The organism is Sphingobacterium sp. GW821-FHT03E03, from assembly GCF_059420745.1.
In genome coordinates this window covers 108,019-132,297 of record NZ_JBWKUH010000009.1, presented here as the reverse complement: position 1 = coordinate 132,297, position 24,279 = coordinate 108,019, and the positions used below count along the sequence as shown (strand labels likewise).

Sequence of the window (24,279 nt, the reverse complement as noted above, 5' to 3'; positions counted from 1 at the left end):
TTGTCAGTTAATCAATCAATTTCACTGGAATAACTTGTTTTTAAAAAGATCATGGAAGCGCCCATACGGATTTTGCTAATCGTGATACCCTTCAGGCATTATGGGTGGTATAATCTTTTATTGCCTACTAATGGATGCAAATGCTTATAGAACCAAAAAGCAAAAAAAGACTGTCCTAAAAGACAGTCTTTTTTATGTTTGAGGTAAATTTTAGAATGAAAATTTACTGATTTCAAATTTCATCCAAATAGTATGACTCAGTTCTAGAACGGATATCCAATAGCCAGATTGAACATCAAGTTATCTTTTCGCCATTGCGAACTGCCAAAATCTATATCCTTAAATACCCAACGTTCCCCTTTAGGTAAGTAGGGGATACGGAATGGAATTGAAAAATCTGTCCGGATGATCAGGAAGGTAAAGTCGAAGCGCAAACCGGCTCCGCCACCTACGGCAAGTTCATTCAAAAAGTTTTTGCTGAACTTAGCCCCGGGCTTGTTTACATCTTCTCGTTGTAACCAGACGTTACCTGCATCAATAAATGCTGCCCAATGTACAAAACCAGCCAGTTTAGAACGATATTCTGTGTTCAGTTCCAATTTGATATCACCGGTCTGGTCAGCATAAAATAACCCATTGCTCAATTTCTCCGGAGCAACGGTTCCCGGACCTATAGCGCGCGCACCAAAGGCACGGATGCTGTTTGGCCCACCGACAAAGTATTGCTTCAAATAGGGAAGGGATCGCGAGTTTCCATAGGAATAACTCAAGCCGAGACTCACTCGGGATGCCAATTGTGAATTCTCAGACAGTTTCATATAATGCCTTCCGTCGCCGCTTAATTTAATATACTGAGAGAAGTAGGCATCGAATAATTTAAATGTCTTGCCCTTATTGAAGTCTGCCCCTTTGATTAAACCAAGGATATTGCCCGAAAGATCCAAATTTCCTTTGAAATAGAACGTATTCTTCAATTGCTGCTTCATCGTATTCTGGAACGTGAAGTTGTAGTTTGGTCCGATCGTAAACTGTGGGTCAATGGCATGTCGCAAAGCGGGAATGGTATCCATCTGCCTTTGATAATTCTCCGAAATACCTTTAGGCTGAACATAGGTAATTTCCAACAGGGCAAGGTCATGCTGCTTTTCCTCCGATTCTTGCCAGATATAACCATAATCTAGGGCGATCGAATTGAGCGTATAGGCCTTACGACGATTTAAGAATTCATAACGTCCCTTGACATAGGTTTTAGGAATAAAACGACGTGAGGGATTAATACTGCCAAAAGGAGACAGGATCCGGGGAAATGTCAGGGTTGCTTCCATTCCGTAGCGGTAATAGCTGGAATTCAGATCCGCATTTCCTCCGGTTTGGGTTTCATATCCTCCAAAGACATTAAAGCTCAATTGCTCGGCACCCTTAAATGCATTGCGCAGGGTCCAGTTTACGTTGACCTCTGTGCCATTATAGACCGATGCCATTTTGCCCAGTAGTTCTACCCGCAAGGATTTTTTTGGTAGTGGTGTGAGATAGTAATAGACATCCAGTGCATTGGGTGCTTCCTTACTATCCACAAAGTTGTTCTTGAGAAACTTCCAGCTGTTCAGATTGACCAAATGGCTGATCGTCTGGTTGTGCGCTGTACGGTTGTACGTATCTCCGGGATGAAAGAAGATATGTTTTGCGATAACGGGTTTGCGGAATGTACGATTACGGTCAATAAAATAGTAGCTGCTGTCAAATAATTCTGCATTTCGGGTCGACCGTTGGTAGCCCGAACTGGTCTCCGTGTAATTCGGAAAAATATAGATCTTATTGATTTTGGACGGAACCTTCGCTTGCGGCGGTGTTTCCTTCTTTACGGTTACGTACATGTCAACCCTGTTGTTCCGATGCGAACTGTCGACTTCAACCAAAATATAATCTGGACTAAAATAGTAATAACCTTTGTTTTTAAGATCATTATCAATGCGGTTACGTTCATTCAGCACAACATCAAGACTGTAATGTTTACCTACCTGCAAAAGACTCTTGTCTGAGGATGATCGGATATCCCGACCCAATTGGCTTGTGCTATCGATATCAAATTTGACCGACTGGATTTTGTAGATGATATTTGGTTTGGCGGTATAATTTACGGTTGCTTTTTTTTCTTCCACCAGCGTGTCGGATTTTACCTCGGCATTGAAAAAACCAATGTTCTCCATACGGTTCCGCAGCAGATTCTCATTGTATTCACGGTTGACATCACTCAACAAAACGGGTTCTTCACCAATTTTCTTGAAGAACCTCTTGATCATGTTTTTATTGGCAGAATCACCGGCCATATTATTAAAATAAAGCTTAAACGGAACACCAGCCAGACGTTTATTGGGTTTGGGCATCAATGCCGACTGAAGATAGGTTGCAAGCTTTTCCTTATTCTCCTTTGAAATGGTATCTGAGTCTATAATCACATTGCCTTTGACATACAGGCTTTCCCCCTCTTTCAAATTCTTGGTGGAAGAACAGGAGGCTATTATTGTGCCCAGTGTCAATATTCCGATAGCAAATTTCAGTTTAGCTCGCATGATAACTCCTTTCCTCATCTTCATTTTTAATCGCAGTCGTTCTGATCGTATCTAAATTTGTTTTTGGACTTGGATTTTTTGGTGCATTTTTGCTTGAGTCCAATTGTTGTTTACGTTTTTCTTTTTCACGCTCTTCAATACGTTTTCTATATTCTGGACTATGGAGCATCAAACTGTCTCTAATGACTGTACGTACGCTGTCCCGATAGACGGAATCCGTTTCCATCCGCTCCACATTAAAGCGTTTTCTAAATCCTTTGCTATCGGTATCATAATATTCCTTAAGTTTTTTGGAACTCATCCAGATCTCTTTAAACTTATTATAGTCCATATTGATAATAAACCCGATACCTGTTTCAACATATTGTCCCTGAAGGGTCACCTGATATTGGTTTTTGCGATAAACGCGGGCGAAATAACGGCCGTCTTGAGATAGTTGATAATCCAGTTGGATATCACCCGCAATATTGTTGGCGGTCTCTCCAGGCCTTGTATTGCCCTCAACCTCGAAATTAGAGCCTACGGTGATTTTCAGGCGGTCATTCAAGAGCATTTTTGATACACCAATATTTAAATCTGTTCGGGTCTGTCCAGCTCCGGTTGCATAGTCCTGCTCGGAGGTTAAGTTGAAATCCAGTTCTACACCGGTGATCAACTCTGAAGCCAAACGGTTCAACTGTCCGCTCAGGAACGAACTGATACTATTCCGAACAATAGCCTCAGTACCGCCACCACCGGATAAACTTTCAAATGGATTGGTCGACATAAATCGTCCCAATACAATGAGTGAGAATACCTGTTTATTGAGCTCTGATGGATTTTCACGGAGTGTCGTCAGCGCATTGTTTACTTTGCTGACCACATCTTGAGAGACAATGGAGTTATTTTCGTCCAAATCAATATCAAAACCCAATTGTGGCTGAAAGAGTTTGTCGGTAATTTTCAACAAAACATTAAATGGTACCCGTTGTTTATACAGGTTCGCATTTTCTGATCCCAATTGCGTTGCCACCAATTCTAAGGTAGGCGCTTTGGTCGTATATGCTGCCGTAATATTAAGTCGCGCGTCCAATGGATCTCCATTCCAGGTGATGGTACTTCCTTTTTGGAAGGTAAAATCTTTTTTCACGGGGCCAAAACTAAAGGAGTAGCTTCCTTTGTCCACGGTAAATGTCCCAGACAGGGTAACCTTACTGCTGGCATCTATACCGGCGTTTAATACTGCCTGACCTTGAATATTAAGCGCATCTCGCGATCCTGCGTCCAAAAGAATCTTAAATTTAGCCTCTTTATCGGTCTGTAGATTTAGATCCACATCCATACCGGTCAATTTAGTAACAGTCATCGAATCCAACTTTGCAAATATATTTGCACGTGTGGTATCACTCTTATCAACAAATTCGACCACACCTTTACGATCAGCCATACCCGGGTTCTCATTCGGCATAACAAAGGTGAAATCGGTATCACCAAGGACCTTGATTGTTCCATCGACAACAGGTTTGTCCAGATTTCCTCTGATCCGTAGGTTGGATGTCAGGTACATCTTACCATAGAACATGTCGTTGTCCGTCTGGGTTGAATTTAGTACCTCAAAATTGTCCGTATTCACGTTCAGATTAAAATCAAAATCAGTATAGGTTTTTGTATCGATCGAACCTGTAACTTTGGCAATATTTCCTTTTTTGTCTTCCAGTGCAAATTTTGGAAAGCTGATGCCACTATTGTCAAAATGCACAGTTTCATCTTTTGCTTTAAAGAGGGCATTTAACATGGCGATATTGAATTGAGCGTCTTTAAATTTGACGTTGCCATCTATACGAGGTTTCGAAGGGGAACCGGTTATTTTCAATTGACCTTCTAGGTTTCCTTTTGAATCTTTCAGGTAGCCTAAACTAAATGCTTTTACAGTTTGCATGCTCAACGGTTGGATATCCAATGTGAAATCCAGACTGGATTCTCCTTTCGGTGGGCTAATAAAATCACCGTTTAATACAACATTATTGCCGTTTTCACTGATACTGACATTTGCACTATAGGTATTTTCTTTTTCGTTGTTGACTTTGATATTCACATTTCCAACGGTATCTTTTCCGACATAGAATTTGTCGATGAGCAAATCCGAAACAAATACAGGGTTGCTTTCCAGGCGTGATATTGTTGCCTGGCCATTGATGCCACCACCTAGATCCATAATATCGCTTTCAAGCATTTTACTTATGGTTTCGATACGGAAATTCTTAAAGGAAATATTTACGGGTGAATTTAATACGCTGTCTTGTGACGATATACTCAATTCTTGCCCCTTACTACTCAGAATAAAATCTTTTGCCTGAATACCTGTGTTACCAAATTTAAGTACGTTGGCCGGATTTACGTTCCATTTATCATAGTTCAGCATTAACCCATCTTGATGCAGGCTGAACACAAATGCTCCATTGTCGGCACGCATATCCCCACCCAAATGATACCGTTCTTTCTCTTTTTTATCTTTTATCCATAGTCCAAAATCCAGGTTATTCTGAATGACGGAACCACTAAATACAGTATTGACAAGTTCAATGTTGCTGACCTTGATTTTATTGATCAGAGCCGAATAGTAAAGGGTGCTATCCAAGGTGTTAATATCCAAGGTAACATTGTTTATCTCTGTCCCACTATAGACTATTTTTGGTGCATCCAATTTGGCCAATATTGTTTTTGTTTCACTGTTAAACATCCCATCCAGCGTGATATCTTTCATTTCTGTCAGTTCTGGGACAAAGTCCTGGACAAATTTGGTACGGGTCAACTGTGCCGAAAACTCGATGCTTTGCGGCTCATATTTAGGTGCCTTAACAGGTTGTCCGGGTTGGTAATACACTTGCAAAATATCCTGAACCGCATTTTGCAGTTCCAGAATTTTGTACTTTCCGACCAAGTGCGCATTGAAAAAAGCGGATTTTAAAAGCAGTAAATTTCTGGTTGTATCCGATTTTGCAATCAGGGAAATACTATCCAGGGAATAATAGGCGTCGTTGTACGCAATAGAAGAGTTGGTGATATGGGCCTCCCCATTCAAAAAGTTTGGATCTGCTGAAGTAAAATGCCCGACCATCTTACCGTGGTATTTGAAATCATCCGCCATTAGCTTCAGATTTTTGAGGTTGATGGTGTCAACCATCAATTCAAAATCCACTTGTGGATATTTAGATTTCATATTGGCCGTGGCATCCAGCTTTAATTTAATATTGGGGTCAGGACTCACCACGGAAGCTTTAATATCTCCTTTGTCTGCAGTGAGGTTCATATCGATATTCTGGTAACGATAACCCATCGCATCCATACGGTTTACTTTGCCGTCGAAATTGGCGACAAGTTTTTTTGGATCCGTTCCGTGTCCTTTTATTTTTCCCTCAAATGAAAGTATACCCAGGGTGCTATCCATTTTCATGATCTGGCCAATATCAAAATCACGGATGCTAACAAAAGCATCGTAGGTCGTATCTCTGCCCGCCATGCTCACTTTCCCATCAACTTTGGCTGTTCCTTTTTCGGTCACCAGTGAGAGGTTGGTGTCAAAGGCAGTCATTCCCCCCTTAAAGGTTCCGGTTAGTCCGATTGTATTGGGCAGCTGAAGACCTGTTGGCAACATGGTTTTGGCGACAAGTTTTTCAATATCTGAGCGACCTGTTGTTAATTTTTTCAGATTAAGGTCCATCGACATCTTATCTACATCCGGCAGCCCCTTTAGGCGCAGACTTGCAATAACCCGTGTATTGGACAAGGTCTGGAAATCAATACTGGGAATATTTAGATCATTTAGTTTGCCCACCACGCGACCATCGATATTGAACTTTTTGTCCATCAACGGCTTCATAACCTGCATCGTGTCAAGGAACGGTGCAAAGAAATAAATGTCGCGCATATCGACATGGCTCTTTTTGATCGTCGCATTCACGTAAATCAATTCTGGTTTTTTAGTAATAATATCCAGTGAAGGGTAGCTTACTTTTAGGTAGTCCCGAATGAGTGTACGTGGTGTTTCCGCATAGAGGTTCTTAATTTCTGCCCCTGTATTGGTATATTTAAAGTCCCCTTTAAGCTGTTTGATAATAAGGCCTGAGTGATCGGATGCGGTCAATTCATGCAATGATCCACTGATCGAATCCGCACTATAATATAAATCCGTCAGATTTGTTTTTATTCCCGGAATCTTGATGTTGAAATAATCAAAGCCTTTCATACGGACTTGATTGTCATCACGGTAAGCTAGACTTGTATTATTGATATTGATATCTTTGGCCGAGACCACCCATTTGATTTTTGTAGTATCAGCAGTTGTATTACCTTTTTTTGGAGTTTTCTTGGCTATTTTACCAAAGAGTATATCATTGTCGGAACCATCCAAGTGGATAGTTTGGATATCGACCAGTTCCTTATTTAAATCAATCTTGTTGATATCCGCACGGAGATTTTTAATGTTAAACTTGGTTTTCAACGCACTGGATTGATCCTCATAGCGGACAAGGATATTGGCCAGGTCGGCAATTTGTATCCCCACATCCGGAAGCAGGGTTGTTGTCTGTGCCGTCTTGTCTGTGATACCAAAGTCTTTGACTGTTGGGGCCGTGCCTTCAACGACCGGTTTCCATTGTTTTACGGTCGCATTTAAACCATCTATTTTTACCTTCGGTAGGTTGAAGGCCATGTTTCTGGTCAGGTCAAATTTCTTGATATTGGTGTTTAGTGTACCTAAATAGACGTCAGCACTTGTTCCGATAACGTCATCAGCGTAAACGATATGAAATTTATCAAGCTTTATTTTATCGAGATTGAACAGCAGGGCAGAGGTGGTATCGGCCGTAGGCTTGCTTTCCTTTTCGGATGCAAATGCTTTGACGATATAATCAAAATTAAAGGAACTGTCCGGTAGTGTTCTGCGAATTTTTGCGGTAATTCCTTTCGCTTCGATACTTTGGATCTCGACGGTGTTTTTCAATAGCTTGAGCATATTGATGTCTACAGCTATACGCTCTCCAGCGACCAGGGTATCTTTGCTCTGATCTTCTAGATAGATATCCTGTAACACTAATTTTTTTGGAAAATCAATGTTTATATAACCGATTTTTACCGGCGTACCTATTTTTCCTTCGACATAATGAGTTACTTTTCCTGCAATATAGTTCTGAACGGAGGGTATTCGGATTAAAAATACAACTAGAATAACCAGCGCAATTATTACTCCAATAATCCACAATATTGTTTTGAAAGCAATTCGGGTAAATCTGTTCAACGTATAATTTGATTTAAGTATCTACTAATAAAAATTAAAACGGAAAAAAGTTTGCAAAGTTTTTCAGATATATAACTTATATCACCGCCATTTCAGCAAACTAAGATAAATTTGCTTGTATATGCAAGTTTAATTTGTACAACATATGTATGCAAATATTAGACAATTCCCCATTTTCCCCCTAAAAGTTGTGTTATTGAGAGGATCACATATAAAACACATCAAATAATTGACCAAACCATTTTTGGAGTATAAAGTTTTTTGTTTTTTAATTTTATGCTAACAAAAGCATGTGATATCGATCACTTTGTTAAAAGAGATTACTCCATGAGCTTTTTGTATTTTCCCCAATTTTCAAAAATCACCCATAACCAGATAATGAAAAGTACAGCCCAGATAATTAATCCCATTTGGCTATAAAAAATCATGTTATGTGTAAAAATGCCGATGAGTATTGGAAAGATGACCAATGCGCCTAAGGTTCTCGTCTTGGGGAGGATAAACAATAAGCCCCCCAGAATTTCGATGATTGCAACGAGCGGCATCAACCATTTTATCGTTACAAAAGCCTGAAACACCTTTTGCATATCCATTTCCATAGGTGGAACAGGCATATAATGAAAGATTTTATCTAAGCCCGCATTGATAAAAAGAAGGCCAAACAAGACACAAAGGATATTCTTTATGATGTTCATGATCGTAAAATTTAAGGACCAATTATTTAACAGTAATTGTTGTTGGAGGTTCCGCAGAATCATCCGGCTTTTCCTCTTCTTTCTTTTCGCTGTTTCGTTCCACAGTGATTGTACATTCGGTGAGCAGCGCAGCTACTGCACCAATAGCAGCAAATACAGGTGCTAAGATCAGCCCTAGTGCGCCAACAGTAATTGGAAAACTCATGATTTCTTTGCCATGTTTGTCCGAAATACTGATTTTATTTACATTACCCTCTGCAATGATTTCTTTGATCTTTTGTAAAAGGTTCTCACCGTTGATTTGAAATGTTTCCTTGAATCCCATAATGTTATAATTTAAGTTCGCTCTTATAAAGTTATTCATTTTTTTACAGGAATTCTTATAAAGTTAAAAATCAACAGAAAGGCGATAACACAAAATTTTTGTCATTCCATGGAATCATATATGAGCATGAGAGTAAATGAAGGGAACGCAGTCCGAAAAGTAAAGGCAAATCAAAAAAAAAGTCCCGCAAAACTCGCGGGACTTTGAAAAATATTGTTGATCGTTTTAACCTAAAGTGGTCAAGCTATCTTGAAGAATCTTGATTTTAGCTTCTGCATCAGCTTTCTTGCTTTTTTCGTTTTCAACGATTTCTGGTTTTGCATTTTGTACAAAACGTTCGTTTGAAAGCTTTTTGTCTACCGACACCAAGAATCCTCTCAGGTAGTCTAGTTCTTTTTCGATACGTTCGCGCTCTGCATCTACATCAATATTGTTTTCCAGAAGCACATAACACTCATCCTTACCCGCCAAGAAACTTGTTGCACCAGCTACTTTTTCCGTAACAAAAGTGACAGCTTCTAGGTTAGCAATTTTCGTGATGATTGCAATATACTGTGCCAGATCAATGTCAGACTGTTGGTTGATCGCCAGAGGTAATGCTACTTTTGGTGAGATACCTTTCGAATTCCGGATATTACGAACTTCGGAAATGATCTGTTGTGCTACAGCAAAATCTTTAATCACCTGCTCGTCAAAAGCATTTACTTTTGGGAATTCAGCGACAATGATACAGTCTTTTTCCTCTTTTATACCAAACAGTTCATCGTGCCACAGTTCTTCCGTTAGGAAAGGCATAAACGGATGCACCAAAGTCAATATACGTTGGAAGAAGGATTTTACCATTTCCAAAGTTTCTGAAGCAATTGGTGAGCCATAAGTTGGTTTCACCAGTTCAAGGTACCAGGCACAGAAGTCGTCCCATACCAATTTATACGTTGTCATCAAGGCATCTGATAAACGGTAATGCTTGAAGTTTTCTTCAATTTCAGTCAATGCTTGGTTGAATCGTGCGTCGAACCATACAGCTGATATTTTGTCCGACGCTGAAGCTGGAGCATCGATGATTTCTAAGCCTTTCACCAAACGGAAGGCATTCCAGATTTTATTGGCAAAATTACGACCCTGTACACACAGCTCAACATCAAAAGGTAAGTCATTTCCAGCAGGTGCTGTCAATAACATGCCCATGCGCGTTGCGTCAGCACCATATTCGTTCATCAAATCAATAGGATCAGGTGAATTACCCAAAGATTTTGACATCTTGCGACCTAATTTGTCGCGTACAATACCTGTAAAATAAACATTTTCAAAAGGAAGCTGTCCACGGAATTCATAGCCTGATACAATCATGCGTGCTACCCAGAAGAAAATAATATCCGGTGCAGTGACTAGATCCTGTGTTGGGTAGTAATAGTTGATCTCTTCATTTTCAGGTTCATTGATACCATTGAATACCGAAATTGGCCATAACCAAGCTGAAAACCAAGTGTCAAGCACATCTTCGTCCTGACGTAGATCTGCAAGCGTTAGACCCGCATTGCCCGATTTTTGCTGTGCCAGTGAAAGCGCTTCTTCGGCGGTCTGTGCAACGACAAAATCATCGTTACCATCACCATAGAAGTAAGCAGGTATTTGATGTCCCCACCACAATTGTCTTGAAATGTTCCAATCTGTTACATTTTCCATCCAGTTGCGATAGCTATTTTTGAATTTCGTTGGATGGAATTTAATGGTATCATCCATGACATTATCCAAGGCAGGTTTTCCCAGGTCTTCCATTTTCAGGAACCATTGGTTAGAGATCTTAGGTTCAATAACAGCACCGGTTCTTTCAGATGTTCCGACATTATTGGTGTAGTTTTCTACTTTTTCCAGCAATCCTTTTTCTTCCAGTTCTTTTTCGATCTCTTTACGTACTTTGAAGCGATCCATACCAGCATAATGTAAGCCGTTGTCGTTTAATTTCGCTTCATCGGTGAAGATATCCACAAATTCCAGATCATGCTTTTTACCTAGTTCGTAGTCATTGATATCGTGTGCTGGAGTTACCTTAAGACAGCCTGTACCAAATTCAAGATCCACATATTCATCTTCAATGATATTCACTTTACGTCCGACGATTGGTACGATCACTTGTTTTCCTTTTAACCAAGTGTAGCGTTCGTCGTTTGGATTGATACATACTGCTGTGTCACCAAAGATTGTTTCTGGACGGGTTGTGGCAACGATAATATATTTGTCCGTTCCTTCAACCTGATATTTCAGATGGTATAATTTACCGTTCTTTTCCTTGTAAACAACTTCTTCGTCGGAAATATTGGTTTTTGCTTCTGGATCCCAGTTAACCATGCGGTAACCACGATAGATTAATCCTTTATTGTAAAGGTCAACAAATACACGAATCACCGATTGATACAATTCAGGATCCATGGTAAAACGGGTACGATCCCAATCACAGGAAGCGCCTAGTTTTTCCAGTTGCTTTAAGATAATGCCCCCGTACTTTTCTTTCCATTCCCAAGCATGCTTTAAAAAATCCTCACGAGATAGGGATCTTTTGTCAATGCCTTGCTCCTTTAACATAGCGACGACCTTAGCTTCAGTGGCGATGGAGGCGTGGTCTGTCCCCGGTACCCAACAAGCGTTTTTACCCTGCATGCGTGCGCGGCGAATCAAAACGTCTTGAATAGTATTGTTCAGCATATGACCCATGTGCAATACGCCAGTGACATTCGGTGGCGGCATTACAATCGTATAAGGTTCACGTTCGTCAGGAGTAGACCGGAAAAATCCGTTCGCTTTCCAATAGCTGTACCATTTTTCTTCAGCTTCTTTTGGATTGTAAGTTTTCGCTATGCTCATTTTAAATTCTATATTCAATTTTTTAAGGAATACAAAAGTAAGGAATTCTATGTTATTTTCCTTGTTATCATTGATCTTGTTATTGTTTGTAGATCAAAGACCAAGGATAAGGGGTGAAGGATCAACGTTAAGGAGCAATGATTAAAGATCAGAGCTGAGTGATGACAAGGGGCGAGCATTAAAGATCGAAGAGAATGTACAAAGAGGCAAAAATTAATAAGTCGGAACCATTCAAATAAGCCGAAGGCTTGTACAAGTAGAATCTCAATACTCACTACTAACTACTCAATACTCAAACCTTAATACTTTTTTAATCTTTTCTTCATATTACTAGTCGATTAGCCTGGTTTTAACGTAAATTAATGTAAATTTGCTTGTTTTATTTTTACACGAAGGGATGCAACGATTTGCGAACGAACTTAGGGCGTTAACACAATATTTTTTGTTTTGGCTAATTATCTGTTTTATAGATAGATTTATTTTTATTTCTGCTTTTTTTGAGAAAATAGGAACAGCTCATTTCACTGAGGTTTTTAGAATTTATTTTCATGGATTAAGCCTTGATTTTTCAGCCGTATCCTATATCTGTACCATTCCCTTTCTTGTTTATTGTATACTTGGATTTTTTCCAAAGGCCCAGCCGAAACGCATCATCCTTGATATTTACACCATTGTCGTACTGGTTTTATTTTTTGTGACCAGTTTTATCAATGTTAATATCTATCGAGAATGGGGCGATAAAATATCAAAACGAGCTATAGATGCTTTCCTGGCATCACCATCCGGAGCGGTAGCTTCTGCGGAGTCTACACCTGTTTTTCTTCCGATCCTCGGAATGTTAGTGGGGATATTTTGCGGGTATTTTCTCTACCGTTGGATGTTTAAAAAAGTACATTTTTATAATGTTAAATCACCGATTGGCAACTTTGTAAAACTGGCTGTCGGCATTTTTGTTCTCTTTACCTTTATCCGCGGGGGCTATGGCCGTGCGACACTAAACCCTAGTAAAGCTTATTATTCTGAGGTTACCTTTTATAATCATGCGGCTGTGAATACACAATGGTCGCTTTTGCGCGACTTTTTTACCAAGAGTACAAAACTGAAAAGTCCTTATGATTTCTATGGTTCGGATCAACAAGGTCTTCAAGAGCACTTGAAGCCTGCGTTCCAGAGTCAGCCTGATTCTGCTGTCGAAGTTTTATCTACCACACGTCCCAATGTTGTTATCATCATGTTGGAGAGTTTTGTCGGTGACCTCATCCAGTCTTTGGGTGGCGAAAAAGGCATTACACCACATATGGAAGAATTGATCAAAGGTGGAATTTTATTTGATCACATCTATTCCGCTGCCGATCGTTCGGATAAGGGGATGGTTGCTATACTCAGTGGATTTCCAGCACAGGGACCGGAAAGTATTATTAAGTATATTGACAAACACGAAAATATGCCTGCCATTGGTCAGGAATTTGACCATGCAGGTTATGAAACTTCATTTTATCATGGTGGACAAAGTGAATTTTATAATTTCAAGTCCTACATGTTGACACATGGTATTTCCAGAGTGATTGATAACGCCAATTTTGGTTTGGATGCCGAGCGCGCTTCCTGGGGAGTCTACGATCATGTGGTGTTCAACCAGATGATTCATGATTTTAGAAAGGAGAAACAACCCTTTTTTTCGACGATATTTACATTGATCAATCACGAACCATTTGAATTAAAGCACGGTTATAAATTTGGTAGTACCAATAACGCCGATAAGTTCAGAAGCACGGCGAATTATACGGACTCGGCTGTTTTCGATTTTATTGGTAAAGCCAAGAAAGAAGCCTGGTACAAAAATACACTTTTTGTGATTGTCGCGGATCACGGCCATCGTTTGCCATCGGAAAAATGGGAACTTTTCCATCCCAATAGATTCCATATCCCACTGCTGTTTTTTGGGGATGTCATCAAACCGGAATACCGGGGTAAAATCTTCAATCGCATCGGAAACCAAACAGATTTGGCAACGACACTGTTGACGCAGTTGAAACTTCCGACCAATAGATATCATTGGAGCCGTGATTTATTTAATCCGACGACCCCACAGATCGCTTTCTATAATTCCAAAGATGCCTTTGGTGCTGTTACACCAGAACAGGCAGTATCTTTTGATAATGTTGGCCGAATCATCAATTATAGATCCAATAAAGAATATCCTGCTGCCAAAACCGATAGTATATTGAATATTGCCAAAGCGTATTATCAGCAGGTCTATCGTGAATTTCTAAAATATTAAACTGATGAAGTTAAGAGGAATATTAGCACCCTATTTTGCAGTCGCCATTCGCTTTGCCTTTCTTTTAATCGTTTATGCCCTGCTCAGATGGGGGTTTTATCTGCTGAATGCCTCATTATTTCCTAACGTAAATGCAGGAAAACTGTTTGTAATGTTTGGCGGAGGTGTGCGTTTTGATACAGTAGCTTTGCTCTATCTGAATATTCTTTACATTGTTATGCAGACGGTCCCTGGACCATTCACTTATAATCCGACCTATCAACGGATTTCCAAATGGATCTTTGTCGTAGTTAATTCGCTAGGGATCGCCTTGAACCTGATAGACTATGCCTATTACCCTTTTACACTAAAACGGACCACTGGTACAGTATTGAGCCAGTTTTCAAATGAATCCAACTTGTTTAAATTGGCATTTGACTTTTGTCTTGATTACTGGTATCTCCTGCTGGTATTTGCATTACTCGTCTATGGCCTATCGAAATCGTATCAGTTGATCCAACTGGAAAAACCAAAACGTTATTCCTGGAAACCTTTCCTCGTTCAGGTTCCTTTCTTTTTATTGACTGCTTTTCTTTTTATAGGTGGTGTTCGTGGCGGCTGGGCACACAGTACCCGTCCGATTACATTGAGCAATGCGGGTGACTATGTGGACACCCCCGAAGAAATGAATATTGTACTGAATACGCCATTTAGTATATTGAAAACCTTAAAAGCTGTTAGTCTCAAGCCGGTGAACTATTATACAGAGCAGGAGCTGAACAAGTTGTATGATCCGATCCATCTTCCACAAACAGACAAACCCTTCAATAAAAAGAATGTTGTTGTATTGATTTTGGAAAGTTTTGCAAAGGAACATTTTGGTGAACTGAATAAAGATATTCAAGATGGAAAATATAAAGGTTATACTCCTTTTCTAGATTCTTTGATTCGCAACGGCTATACCTTTACAGATACCTATGCTAATGGTCGCAAATCCATCGATGCCTTACCTTCGGTGATTACAGGTATCCCTTCCATAGGCGAACCCTTTGTGCTTTCAGTGTATTCTGGTAATGAGACCACTAGTTTGGCTAAACTCTTGGGAAAAAAAGGATATGAAACTGCATTTTTCCATGGTGCTCCGAATGGAAGTATGGGTTTCTCAGCCTATATGAAGTTAGCAGGAATTCAACATTATTTTGGTAAAAACGAATATAACAATGATCAGGATTTTGATGGTATCTGGGGAATCTGGGATGAACCTTTTCTACAGTTTACCGCTAATAAAATCAATACGTTAAAACAACCGTTTTTTGCAAGCTTCTTTTCGCTGTCCTCACACCATCCTTTTAAGGTGCCAGAAAAGTATCAGGGCAAATTTCCGAAAGGACCGCTCCCGGTGCAGGAACCAATCGGCTATACCGACAATGCACTTCGCGAATTCTTTGCGACTGCATCTAAAATGCCTTGGTTTAACAATACCTTATTTGTGATCTGCGCTGATCACGCAACTGTAAGTTACCTTCCCGAGTATCAGACTACAGCTGGAGGCTTTCAGATCCCGATAATATTTTATGCTCCAGGCGAAGGATTGGTCGGTAAGGCGGATAAACTGGTGCAACAGATCGATATTATGCCCACCGTTTTAAATTATCTCCATTACGATGAACCCTATTTTGCGTTCGGTTCGGATGCGTTTAAACCAGGAAGGGATAATTTTGTCCTGAACAATAATGCTGGGAGCTACAATTTTTACTACAAAGACTATATGATGTCTTACGATGGCTTAAAGCCGGTATCCCTTTATAATATGAAACAGGATCGGTTGATGAAGCAGGACCTGATAAAACAACATCCGGCAGTCTTGGATACGATGGAAACTAAGATGAAAGCCTTTATTCAACAATATAACAATCGGATGATTGAAAATAAGTTGATCTATAAAAAGTAGGTCAGCTTAATTCAGTTGCTGTTTTTGAAATTTGATCCGGATGCTCCTGTCTATAACAAAAAGAACCAAATCATAAATGATATAGATGAATGGCAAGGTAACAATGACCAATAGGATAAACCCTCGACTGTTATCTGTAAAAATACCATTGACCAGGTAATTTGCCAAACTGGTCCAAAACCAACAAAATCCATAGAATGAGCCTGGTACGATCAGGTTTCCAATGAGTAGTGCATAACGATACCGGCCTATTTTGTACTTTTTATAGATATACTTGATGTGTAAATAGAATAGTATAATGGATCCGATCAATGCAAGGAGTTCAGGATGGATCCAGAGAATTGCGCTCGCTAAAAATGAGGTCTTTTCCCCAACTTCGATTTTAAAACTTTCTTGTTTTCCGACAGACGCAATAGTCCAATGAACGAGCGTGTCAGTTTGCTGTTTAGGAGCGCCCAAATTCTGCGCATAAGCCTTCATCTTATTTCCCGTATGCAGGTACAGATCAATTGGTCCAAAGGAAGACCAGTACTTCGAAGGAAATAGGAGATATTCAATTTCATATTTTGTGAGGATATCCCGACGGTCATAACCCATCAAAGCACGGTACTGAATTTTAATACTGTTTTCACCCTTATGAAGTTTGGCTGTAAAATAAAAGGCGTCATTTAGGTTAATTCGCTCCCATTCCGCATTTCCATAGCTGATCTCATAGTAACCATCTTTGAACCGTAAAAACGGTAATTTAGGATTTTTTTGATCTAATGGAATAGATTTAATCTCTTTTTGGTTAACAGTCACGTTTTCTAATCCATCTAAATTGAGCGCAAGAAACACCAAGGGGAAGTCCATGTTTTCCTCGGCATGGATGATATATTCTATATTGAATTGGCTCTGATAATCATAATCTACCGTGTCGCGCACAAGGTGTATATCAATTCGTTCGCGAAGTACTTTTGCTTTACTCGAAGGAACCAATTGGGCCGTAATGCTATGGGGACCAAATGGATTGGCCATGTTGGCTGAGAGTGCCAACACCGAAAGCAAAAGAATAATCGTTAGACCTATTATCTTACTGTTCATAATTGTTTATTTAATGCATCTTCCATTCCGCTGGCTATAAATGAACCTCGTAGGTTTATTTAATTCGCTGATAGCTTCTTAGCAAACAAATATCTACAGGTGAAAGTATAAATTAAAAAGAAGAAATTAAAACCTTGATTTAGATTCGCAGGCAGAAACCTCACAAAAGCCGCAGGAGGTGAGCAAGGGGGAGGATAGACATTCTGTCCAATCCATATTCGTATAATACCTAAGGAAATCAAGCCGAGAGAAGGGGAGGTAAAGTACAATAAAAAAGACCTGTACGATTCGTACAGGTCTTTTTTATGTTATAATTTTGGTAACAATTATACCCCCAACAATAAACGAGCTGGATCTTCTAATAATTGTTTTACACGAACCAAGAAGCTTACTGACTCACGACCATCAATAATACGGTGATCGTAAGAAAGTGCAATGTACATCATCGGACGGATAACAACTTGACCATTCTCAGCGATCGGACGTTGGATAATGTTGTGCATACCCAAGATTGCTGATTGTGGTGCGTTGATGATAGGCGTTGACATCATGGATCCAAATACACCACCATTAGTGATTGTAAATGTACCACCAGTCATCTCGTCGATCGTTAACTTGTTGTCACGTGCTTTACCCGCCAATGTAGCAATCGCTTTTTCGATTTTCTCCAATGACATCGCATCTGCGTTACGGATAATAGGAACAACTAGCCCTTTAGGAGCGGAAACTGCAATTGAAATATCTGCAAAATCAGAATACACGATTTCATTTTCTTCGATACGAGCATTCACTGCTGGCCATTCTGCCAATGCTGTAGTTACTGCTTTTGTAAAGAAAGACATGAAACCAAGACCGATACCAAATTTCTCTTTGAACGTATCTTTATATTTAGCACGTAGATCCATGATCGGCTGCATATTGACTTCGTTGAAAGTTGTCAACATGGCTGTTTCGTTTTTAACAGCTACTAAACGTTTTGCGATAGTTTTACGTAAAGAGGATAATTTCTCACGACGCTCGTTTCTTGAACCAGCAACTGGCGCAACAGTAGTTGTAGCAGCAGGAGCAGCAGGTTTCGCCGCTGGAGCTGCAGCTTTTGCAACAGGTTGAGCCTTGTCAGCATCTTCTTTTGTGATGCGGCCATCTTTACCTGTTCCTTTTATAGTTGAAGGATCAATTCCTTTTTCTCTCAAAATTTTTGCGGCAGCAGGAGAGGCTGTACCAGCAGCGTAGCTATCTGGATCTTCGTCTTTTGCAGCAGCAGCTGGAGCTGCAGTTGATGATGCCTCAGCAGCAGGTGCAGCAGCAGGAGCTGAACCACCAGCAGGAGCTTGACCTTCTTCAATTGTACAAACGACAGCACCGATTTCTAAAGTATCACCTTCTTGTGCAATGATTCTTAAGATACCTGCTTTTTCAGCTGGTAATTCAAACGTCGCTTTGTCTGACTCCAGTTCGGCGATGTTTTCATCCATCTCCACATAATCGCCATCTTGTTTCAACCATTGTGATAAGGTTACCTCCGTGATAGATTCACCTACGGTTGGTACTTTAATTTCTAAGCTCATATATAATGTTCTTTATTGACAATTGCGTCCTATACATAAGACGCAATTGATTTTAAATTGTTTTTATTCGAATGATTTATTTAAGATCGCTGCTTGTTGAGCAACGTGTTGCTTCATATAACCTGTTGCTGTACTTCCGCTTTCTTTACGTGCTACGAAACCTGTAAATGCAATCTCAGTACCCATCAGTTTGCGGCAGTAGTATGACCATGCACCCATGTTCTCATTTTCCTCTTGTACCCATACAAACTCTTTGGCTTTGTTGTATTTTTTACGGATCGCTTTCAACTGCTCAGCAGGGATTGGGAACAATTGCTCGATGCGAACGATTGCTACATCCTTACGTTTGTCAGCTTCTTGTTTTTCCAATAAGTCATAATAAACTTTACCAGAACAGAACAATACACGTTTTACATCTTTTGCAGCTACATTTGCATCATCGATGACCTCTTGGAATACGCCTTCTGTGAAGTCTTTCAATGGAGAAACAACTTTCGGGTGACGCAACAATGATTTCGGTGTAAAGATCACCAATGGTTTACGGAATTCGCGTACCAATTGACGACGTAACAAGTGGAAGTAATTGGCGGGTACTGTACAGTTTGCCAAGATCATGTTCTCATCTGCACATAATTCCAAGAATCTTTCGATACGTGCCGAAGAGTGCTCAGGACCCTGTCCTTCCATACCATGTGGAAGCATCATCACTAAGCCGTTTGAACGTCTCCATTTTGTTTCCGCACTCGATAGATATTGATCTACGATGATTTGAGCACCATTGTAGAAATCACCGAATTGTGCTTCCCAAATTGTTAACGAGTTTGGATTAGAAGATGCATAACCATATTCAAAACCTAAAACAGCATATTCTGAAAGTAAGGAGTTGTAGATCGAGAATTTGTCGCCACCTTTGATATTTGCCAATGGAATATATTTCTCTTCAGAATCTTCTAAAGTCAATACCGCATGACGATGCGAGAATGTACCACGTTGTACATCTTGACCCGAGATACGAACACGGTTGCCTTGATCCAATAAAGTCGCATAAGCCATTAGCTCACCCATTGCCCAATCGTATGCATCATTGCTGATCATTTTTGCACGATCTTCAAACAGACGAGTGATCTTACGGAAGAATTTTTTGTCCGAAGGTAAAGTCGTGATCTCTTTCGCCAATTTCAAGAAAAGATCTTTTGCAACTTTAGTTTTATCCGTAGTTGTCGATACTTCTCCTTTTTTGGCCGGACGTAACCCTTCCCAGGCACCTTTAAACATCGGAAGATCTTCAGTCAATACTTCAATAGTTTTCGCTTCTTCAAGTTTAGTCTGCAATTCCGCCTTAAATTCTTTTTCTATATTTTTTGAATACGCTTCATCAATACTTCCTTCGGAGATTAATTTTTTCGCGTATACTTCTTTTGGATTCGGATGTTTTTCAATGATTTTGTACAACAAAGGTTGTGTGAACTTAGGCTCATCAGCCTCATTGTGACCAAATCTTCTATAACATAATAAGTCGATAAATACGTCTGTTTTGTATTTTTGACGGTATTCAACAGCCAAATTAATCGCATAAACTACAGCTTCTGCATCATCTCCATTGACATGGAATACAGGCGAAGAAGTGATTTTTGCAACATCGGTACAATATGTTCCAGAACGTGCATCTTTATAGTTTGTTGTAAATCCGATTTGGTTATTGATAACGATATGTACTGTACCGCCAGTTTTGTAACCATCTAGTTTGGACATTTGAGTTACTTCATAAACTACGCCCTGACCAGCAATTGCAGCATCACCATGGATAATGATCGGTGCAATTTTTGATGAATCACCATCGTATTTGAAGTCGATTTTAGAACGTACCATACCTTCTACAATTGGATCTACTGTTTCCAAATGGGAAGGGTTTGGCGCCAAACTCAAGTGAACGGATTTGCCATCGTTGGTTTTGACTTCAGAAGAGAAACCCAAATGGTATTTTACGTCACCACCGAAATTTACCTCTGGATCGTCTGCATAGGTTTTACCTTCAAATTCCGAGAAGATGGATTTGTAAGATTTACCCATGATATTGGTCAATACGTTCAAACGACCACGGTGAGCCATACCGATTACAAACTCTTGGATGCCAATTTCCGAACCTTTTTCGATAACTGAGTCCAATGCAGGGATTAAGCTTTCTGCACCTTCCAAAGAGAAACGTTTTTGACCTAAAAATTTAGTACCTAAAAAGTTCTCAAACACAACAGCATGGTTCAGTTTGTTCAGGATTCTCTTTTTGGTATCCAAAGAGAATTTTGGCATATTACGATCCGCTTCCATGCGGTCCTGCAACCATTTTATCTTTTCTGGATTACGGATATATTTGAATTCTGCACCAATAGAACGGCAATAGGTATCTTCAACCAGTTGACGGATATCTTTTAATGTTGCTGGACCTAAGCCAACTTCTACACCGGCATTGAAAACTGTGCTCATGTCTGCCTCAGCAAGACCAAACGTTTCCAATTCCTTTCCAGGGTAGTACTTACGTCTTTCGCGAACAGGGTTGGTGTGAGTGAAGAGGTGGCCACGGTCACGGTAACCGTTGATCATGTTCAGCACATTGATTTCTTTCAATACGTGCTCAGGAGTTGCCTCGCCTACTGAACTCGTTGTTCCACCAGCATTTTGACCGAAATCAAAACCTTCAAAGAATTTTTGCCATCCGAAATCTACCGATTGGGGATCTTGCTTGTACGATTGATATAAGCCATCGACATAAGCCGAATCAGCATTACTCAAATATGTCAGATTGTCCATTTACAATTAAAACTATGAAATTTGTCAAAGTTATGAATAAAAAAAGAGTTTCTAATACTGAAATTGAATAATTTAATCAATAAATCTATCCAATTCTTAACATTTTTAGCATGATTTAAAAGCGCCCTACAGGGCCCTACAAATTTCTTTTGTTTTGAAATTATTTATTTCTGCCGAAGATTTATTTAGCGAATAATTCATCCAATTTTGGAAGCCCATTTGGGAAGTTGGTTTTGATCAATTTCTGCCAATCCAAAGCCTTGTTGTCTTTTTCACTTGTGCCTACGCCAGCGACATGGGACCATTGCCCGTATACGGTGGCTGGAGAATAGTCCAAAAGCTGTTCTTCAAACCAGGATGCTCCCTTTAACCAATTGACCTGATACTCATGCACCAGATAACTGGCGGCGATCAATCCCGCCTGATAGGGGATATAACCCGTCTTTTTCAACTGTATCATGGTGCTATTGATAAAATCATCCGCTGTCTGACCGGATTTCCATTTTTCGAATAGATCCTCATTCACCGTTAACGCCGGGATATCTACCGTAGTACTGTTTTTTGAACCCAGCGGTTTGAAAAATACATTTGGATATTTTTTGAGCATAAAACGGAAATAATCCCGCCAAAGTAAGATGTCTATTATTTTTTCGAATCGTTTATCTTTTTTTCCTTCGCCCAATTTCTTAATGTTGTTGTAAAGAAGGATTGGGGATAAAGCTCCAGCAGCGATAAAAGGACCCAATATGACAGGATCCTGCTCCGTTTCTGGATAAGTGGACAATACCGAATGCATAATACTCAATGCAGTATCTTCTCCTCCCAATATATAGATGTCATCAACAGATTTGATCTCCTCATCTGAATAGCCTAGGTCCTTCAACGTGGGGATCTTGGTGTCTTCCAGATGCGGGGGAGTCAGGAAATTTGAGGGGAAAGGAATCGGTTGGCGTACCGTACTCTCACGTTCCACCTTTTTCTTGAAAACGGAAAATCCATTCGGAATATCCTTGATCGGAAAAGGGAGATCTTCTTTATGATAAAGTGTGTGTCCAATAAAATGGCGGAGGTTGATTTTGCTATTCCAGAGCTCACTCTCTACTTTTTCGGAAATAGAGGTCTCGCGCAGTGCAACTTCCCGATGGTGATAGACTTCATTGACCTGATATTTTTGGGCAATACGCGGGATAATATCCTCCGGTTTGCCAATATAGGTCAGTAGGTCACTTCCATGGCTTTTTAATTTTTCTTTTAAGGCAGTGACGGCTTCGATCACAAATGCTGCACGCAGTACACCAGTATTTAAATTACCAAATTGATTGCGGTCAAAATAACGGGGATCAAAACAATAGACAGGAATGATGAAGGAACTCTTCTCAGAGGCTTGATAAAATACCTCATTGTCATGAAGTCTTAAATCATTTCTAAACCAGATCATTGTAGCCCTTTTGTCCATAGAGGTGAAGATAAATACTTTTTAGTGCAGCCTATTTTCAGAAGATTTACAAATATATAAGGATATTGTGTTTGTGAAAATATTTAGGCGTGAATTGACATAAAAAGGACAAAGAAGTGGTTTTAGACAAAATCGCTGTATGTAATAAATTTCTGACAACAGCTTCATTTGCTTAAGTCATACGTGGAAAATAGCCTAAACGATCGATGATTGCTCCTATATCGACAGAAAACAAGTTGTTCTAATTATAAAAATAAAAATAGTGTTAAACTTATTTGAGGTTTCTCTGTTCTAAAATTAGGAAATTATGATCGTAGTTAGTCAAAGTATTTGAAGAGAAAACCATCATGGGCTTTTGCAATCTATAGGACAGTTAAAATGAGATCCAGCTTATTGTTTGGTTAATCGTTAAAACCACAGAAGGTAGTTGTATGACCGCCTTAAGAAGAAGAATAAAAAAAGCTGTAATTAGCACATTTATACCATTGAAAGCGAGTGCTCAGAAATAATTATAAGAATGAAAAAGGTTTTAATTAGTGGGCTAAATACCTATTTGGGACGACGGGCGTCATGTTATTTACAAACGAAGGATTTTGATGTTATAGGTTTGGTGCGAAACTTATCTATTTTTAATAAAATCGTGAAGGAGAAAGTGACAGCGAAGCTTTTTGAACTTGATTTGTTGCGGAAAGGACCCGCTTATGATAATTTTAAGATCAGTGATGTGAACTTTGGGATTTATTTTACACAGGTTCCTACCCTGGATAACGATATTCAGCTTCAGCTGGAACTGCTAGGTCTTCGTAATTTTGTTGAAATCTGTAAGCGGGCGGGTAATAACCGCGTGATCTATGTGGCCAGGCTGATGGATGAGCATTTTTTAGAGCCTGTTCGGAATCTATTGGAAGCTTTACGTGTACAGTATACCATTGTGGTCAAAAGCAGTGTCATCGGAAAGGAAAGTGTACTGAACCGAATTTTTAGCAAGTTGGCCAAACGGCAGACCATATTCTATTGGAATTGGGTGGCCTCGCTTAAATTTCATCCCTTACCTTTATTGGATGTCTACCGCTGGCTTCGGGAAATGCCCTGGGAAGGCAACTTTATATCTGAGGTGATTTACCTTGGTGGACATGAAGAGGTAACGTTTAGAAGCTTGTTTTATCAATTTCTCAATTATACTTCCGATACACAAAAGCGCGAGATTGGCGTAAATAAATTTTTTGCGAAGCTATTGCTGAGCCGGTTCAACGATATCAATAAGGAAGATATTGATGAGTTTAGACGGGTGCTCTATTATGAAAAAAATGTGGACAATTCAACCTGGCAGAAAGTCCAGGCCTTTGAATTTACACCGCTGAAAGCCTATGTCAGTATGGATACCTAATTTTTTTCTGCATGGTCTAACAGCCAACGGAAACCTGTAATA

At 39.8% G+C, this 24,279-nt stretch carries 12 protein-coding genes; 3 read left to right on the top strand and 9 right to left on the bottom strand.

The features are described from left to right. Positions 1-263 precede the first annotated feature (263 nt). From tamL to AC07UV_RS12595, 5 genes are all read right to left on the bottom strand, one after another. Positions 264-2,594: a translocation and assembly module lipoprotein TamL gene (gene tamL, locus AC07UV_RS12615; protein ID WP_495184017.1), complete on the bottom strand. Its 2,331-nt coding sequence runs from the start codon at positions 2,592-2,594 to the stop codon at positions 264-266. After that, complete coding sequence (locus AC07UV_RS12610; RefSeq protein ID WP_495184016.1) at positions 2,560-7,845, bottom strand: translocation/assembly module TamB domain-containing protein; 5,286 nt, start codon at positions 7,843-7,845, stop codon at positions 2,560-2,562. The genes tamL and AC07UV_RS12610 overlap by 35 nt, the downstream gene beginning before the upstream one ends. Before the next feature lie 320 nt (positions 7,846-8,165). Beyond that, complete coding sequence (locus AC07UV_RS12605; RefSeq protein ID WP_495184015.1) at positions 8,166-8,540, bottom strand: DoxX family membrane protein; 375 nt, start codon at positions 8,538-8,540, stop codon at positions 8,166-8,168. Between the two features lie 22 nt (positions 8,541-8,562). Further along, the gene (locus AC07UV_RS12600; RefSeq protein ID WP_335994128.1) at positions 8,563-8,865 is read right to left on the bottom strand and encodes a DUF4342 domain-containing protein; all 303 of its coding nucleotides are present in this window, start codon (positions 8,863-8,865) and stop codon (positions 8,563-8,565) included. A gap of 225 nt (positions 8,866-9,090) precedes the next feature. Continuing rightward, positions 9,091-11,727, bottom strand: a complete 2,637-nt coding sequence (locus AC07UV_RS12595) for a valine--tRNA ligase (RefSeq protein WP_495184014.1) — start codon at positions 11,725-11,727, stop codon at positions 9,091-9,093. 397 nt (positions 11,728-12,124) lie between these two features. On the opposite strand from AC07UV_RS12595, the gene AC07UV_RS12590 reads away from it, so the two are divergent. Next, positions 12,125-14,008 (top strand): LTA synthase family protein, encoded by a 1,884-nt coding sequence (locus tag AC07UV_RS12590; protein WP_495184013.1) that lies wholly within the window; start codon positions 12,125-12,127, stop codon positions 14,006-14,008. A gap of 4 nt (positions 14,009-14,012) precedes the next feature. After that, entirely contained in the window at positions 14,013-15,938 is a 1,926-nt protein-coding gene (locus tag AC07UV_RS12585; RefSeq protein WP_495184012.1) for an LTA synthase family protein, read from the top strand. Between the two features lie 6 nt (positions 15,939-15,944). On the opposite strand, the gene AC07UV_RS12580 is transcribed toward AC07UV_RS12585, so the two are convergent. The 4 genes from AC07UV_RS12580 to AC07UV_RS12565 all read right to left on the bottom strand — a co-directional run bounded on the left by AC07UV_RS12580 (position 15,945) and on the right by AC07UV_RS12565 (position 22,832). Continuing rightward, on the bottom strand, positions 15,945-17,021 hold the full coding sequence (locus AC07UV_RS12580; protein WP_495184011.1) for a hypothetical protein: 1,077 nt from the start codon (positions 17,019-17,021) through the stop codon (positions 15,945-15,947). Between the two features lie 326 nt (positions 17,022-17,347). Beyond that, positions 17,348-18,589 (bottom strand): 2-oxoglutarate dehydrogenase complex dihydrolipoyllysine-residue succinyltransferase, encoded by a 1,242-nt coding sequence (gene odhB, locus AC07UV_RS12575; RefSeq protein WP_495184010.1) that lies wholly within the window; start codon positions 18,587-18,589, stop codon positions 17,348-17,350. Positions 18,590-18,652: 63 nt separating this feature from the next. After that, positions 18,653-21,394 carry a 2-oxoglutarate dehydrogenase E1 component gene (locus AC07UV_RS12570; protein WP_282252575.1) on the bottom strand — a complete coding sequence of 914 codons (2,742 nt, stop codon included), beginning with the start codon at positions 21,392-21,394 and terminating at the stop codon, positions 18,653-18,655. 181 nt (positions 21,395-21,575) lie between these two features. Further along, positions 21,576-22,832 carry a deoxyribodipyrimidine photo-lyase gene (locus AC07UV_RS12565; RefSeq protein WP_495184009.1) on the bottom strand — a complete coding sequence of 419 codons (1,257 nt, stop codon included), beginning with the start codon at positions 22,830-22,832 and terminating at the stop codon, positions 21,576-21,578. A gap of 535 nt (positions 22,833-23,367) precedes the next feature. Between AC07UV_RS12565 and AC07UV_RS12560 the strand changes: the two genes are divergently transcribed. Next, positions 23,368-24,237 carry an NAD-dependent epimerase/dehydratase family protein gene (locus tag AC07UV_RS12560; protein WP_282252578.1) on the top strand — a complete coding sequence of 290 codons (870 nt, stop codon included), beginning with the start codon at positions 23,368-23,370 and terminating at the stop codon, positions 24,235-24,237. Positions 24,238-24,279 lie beyond the last annotated feature (42 nt).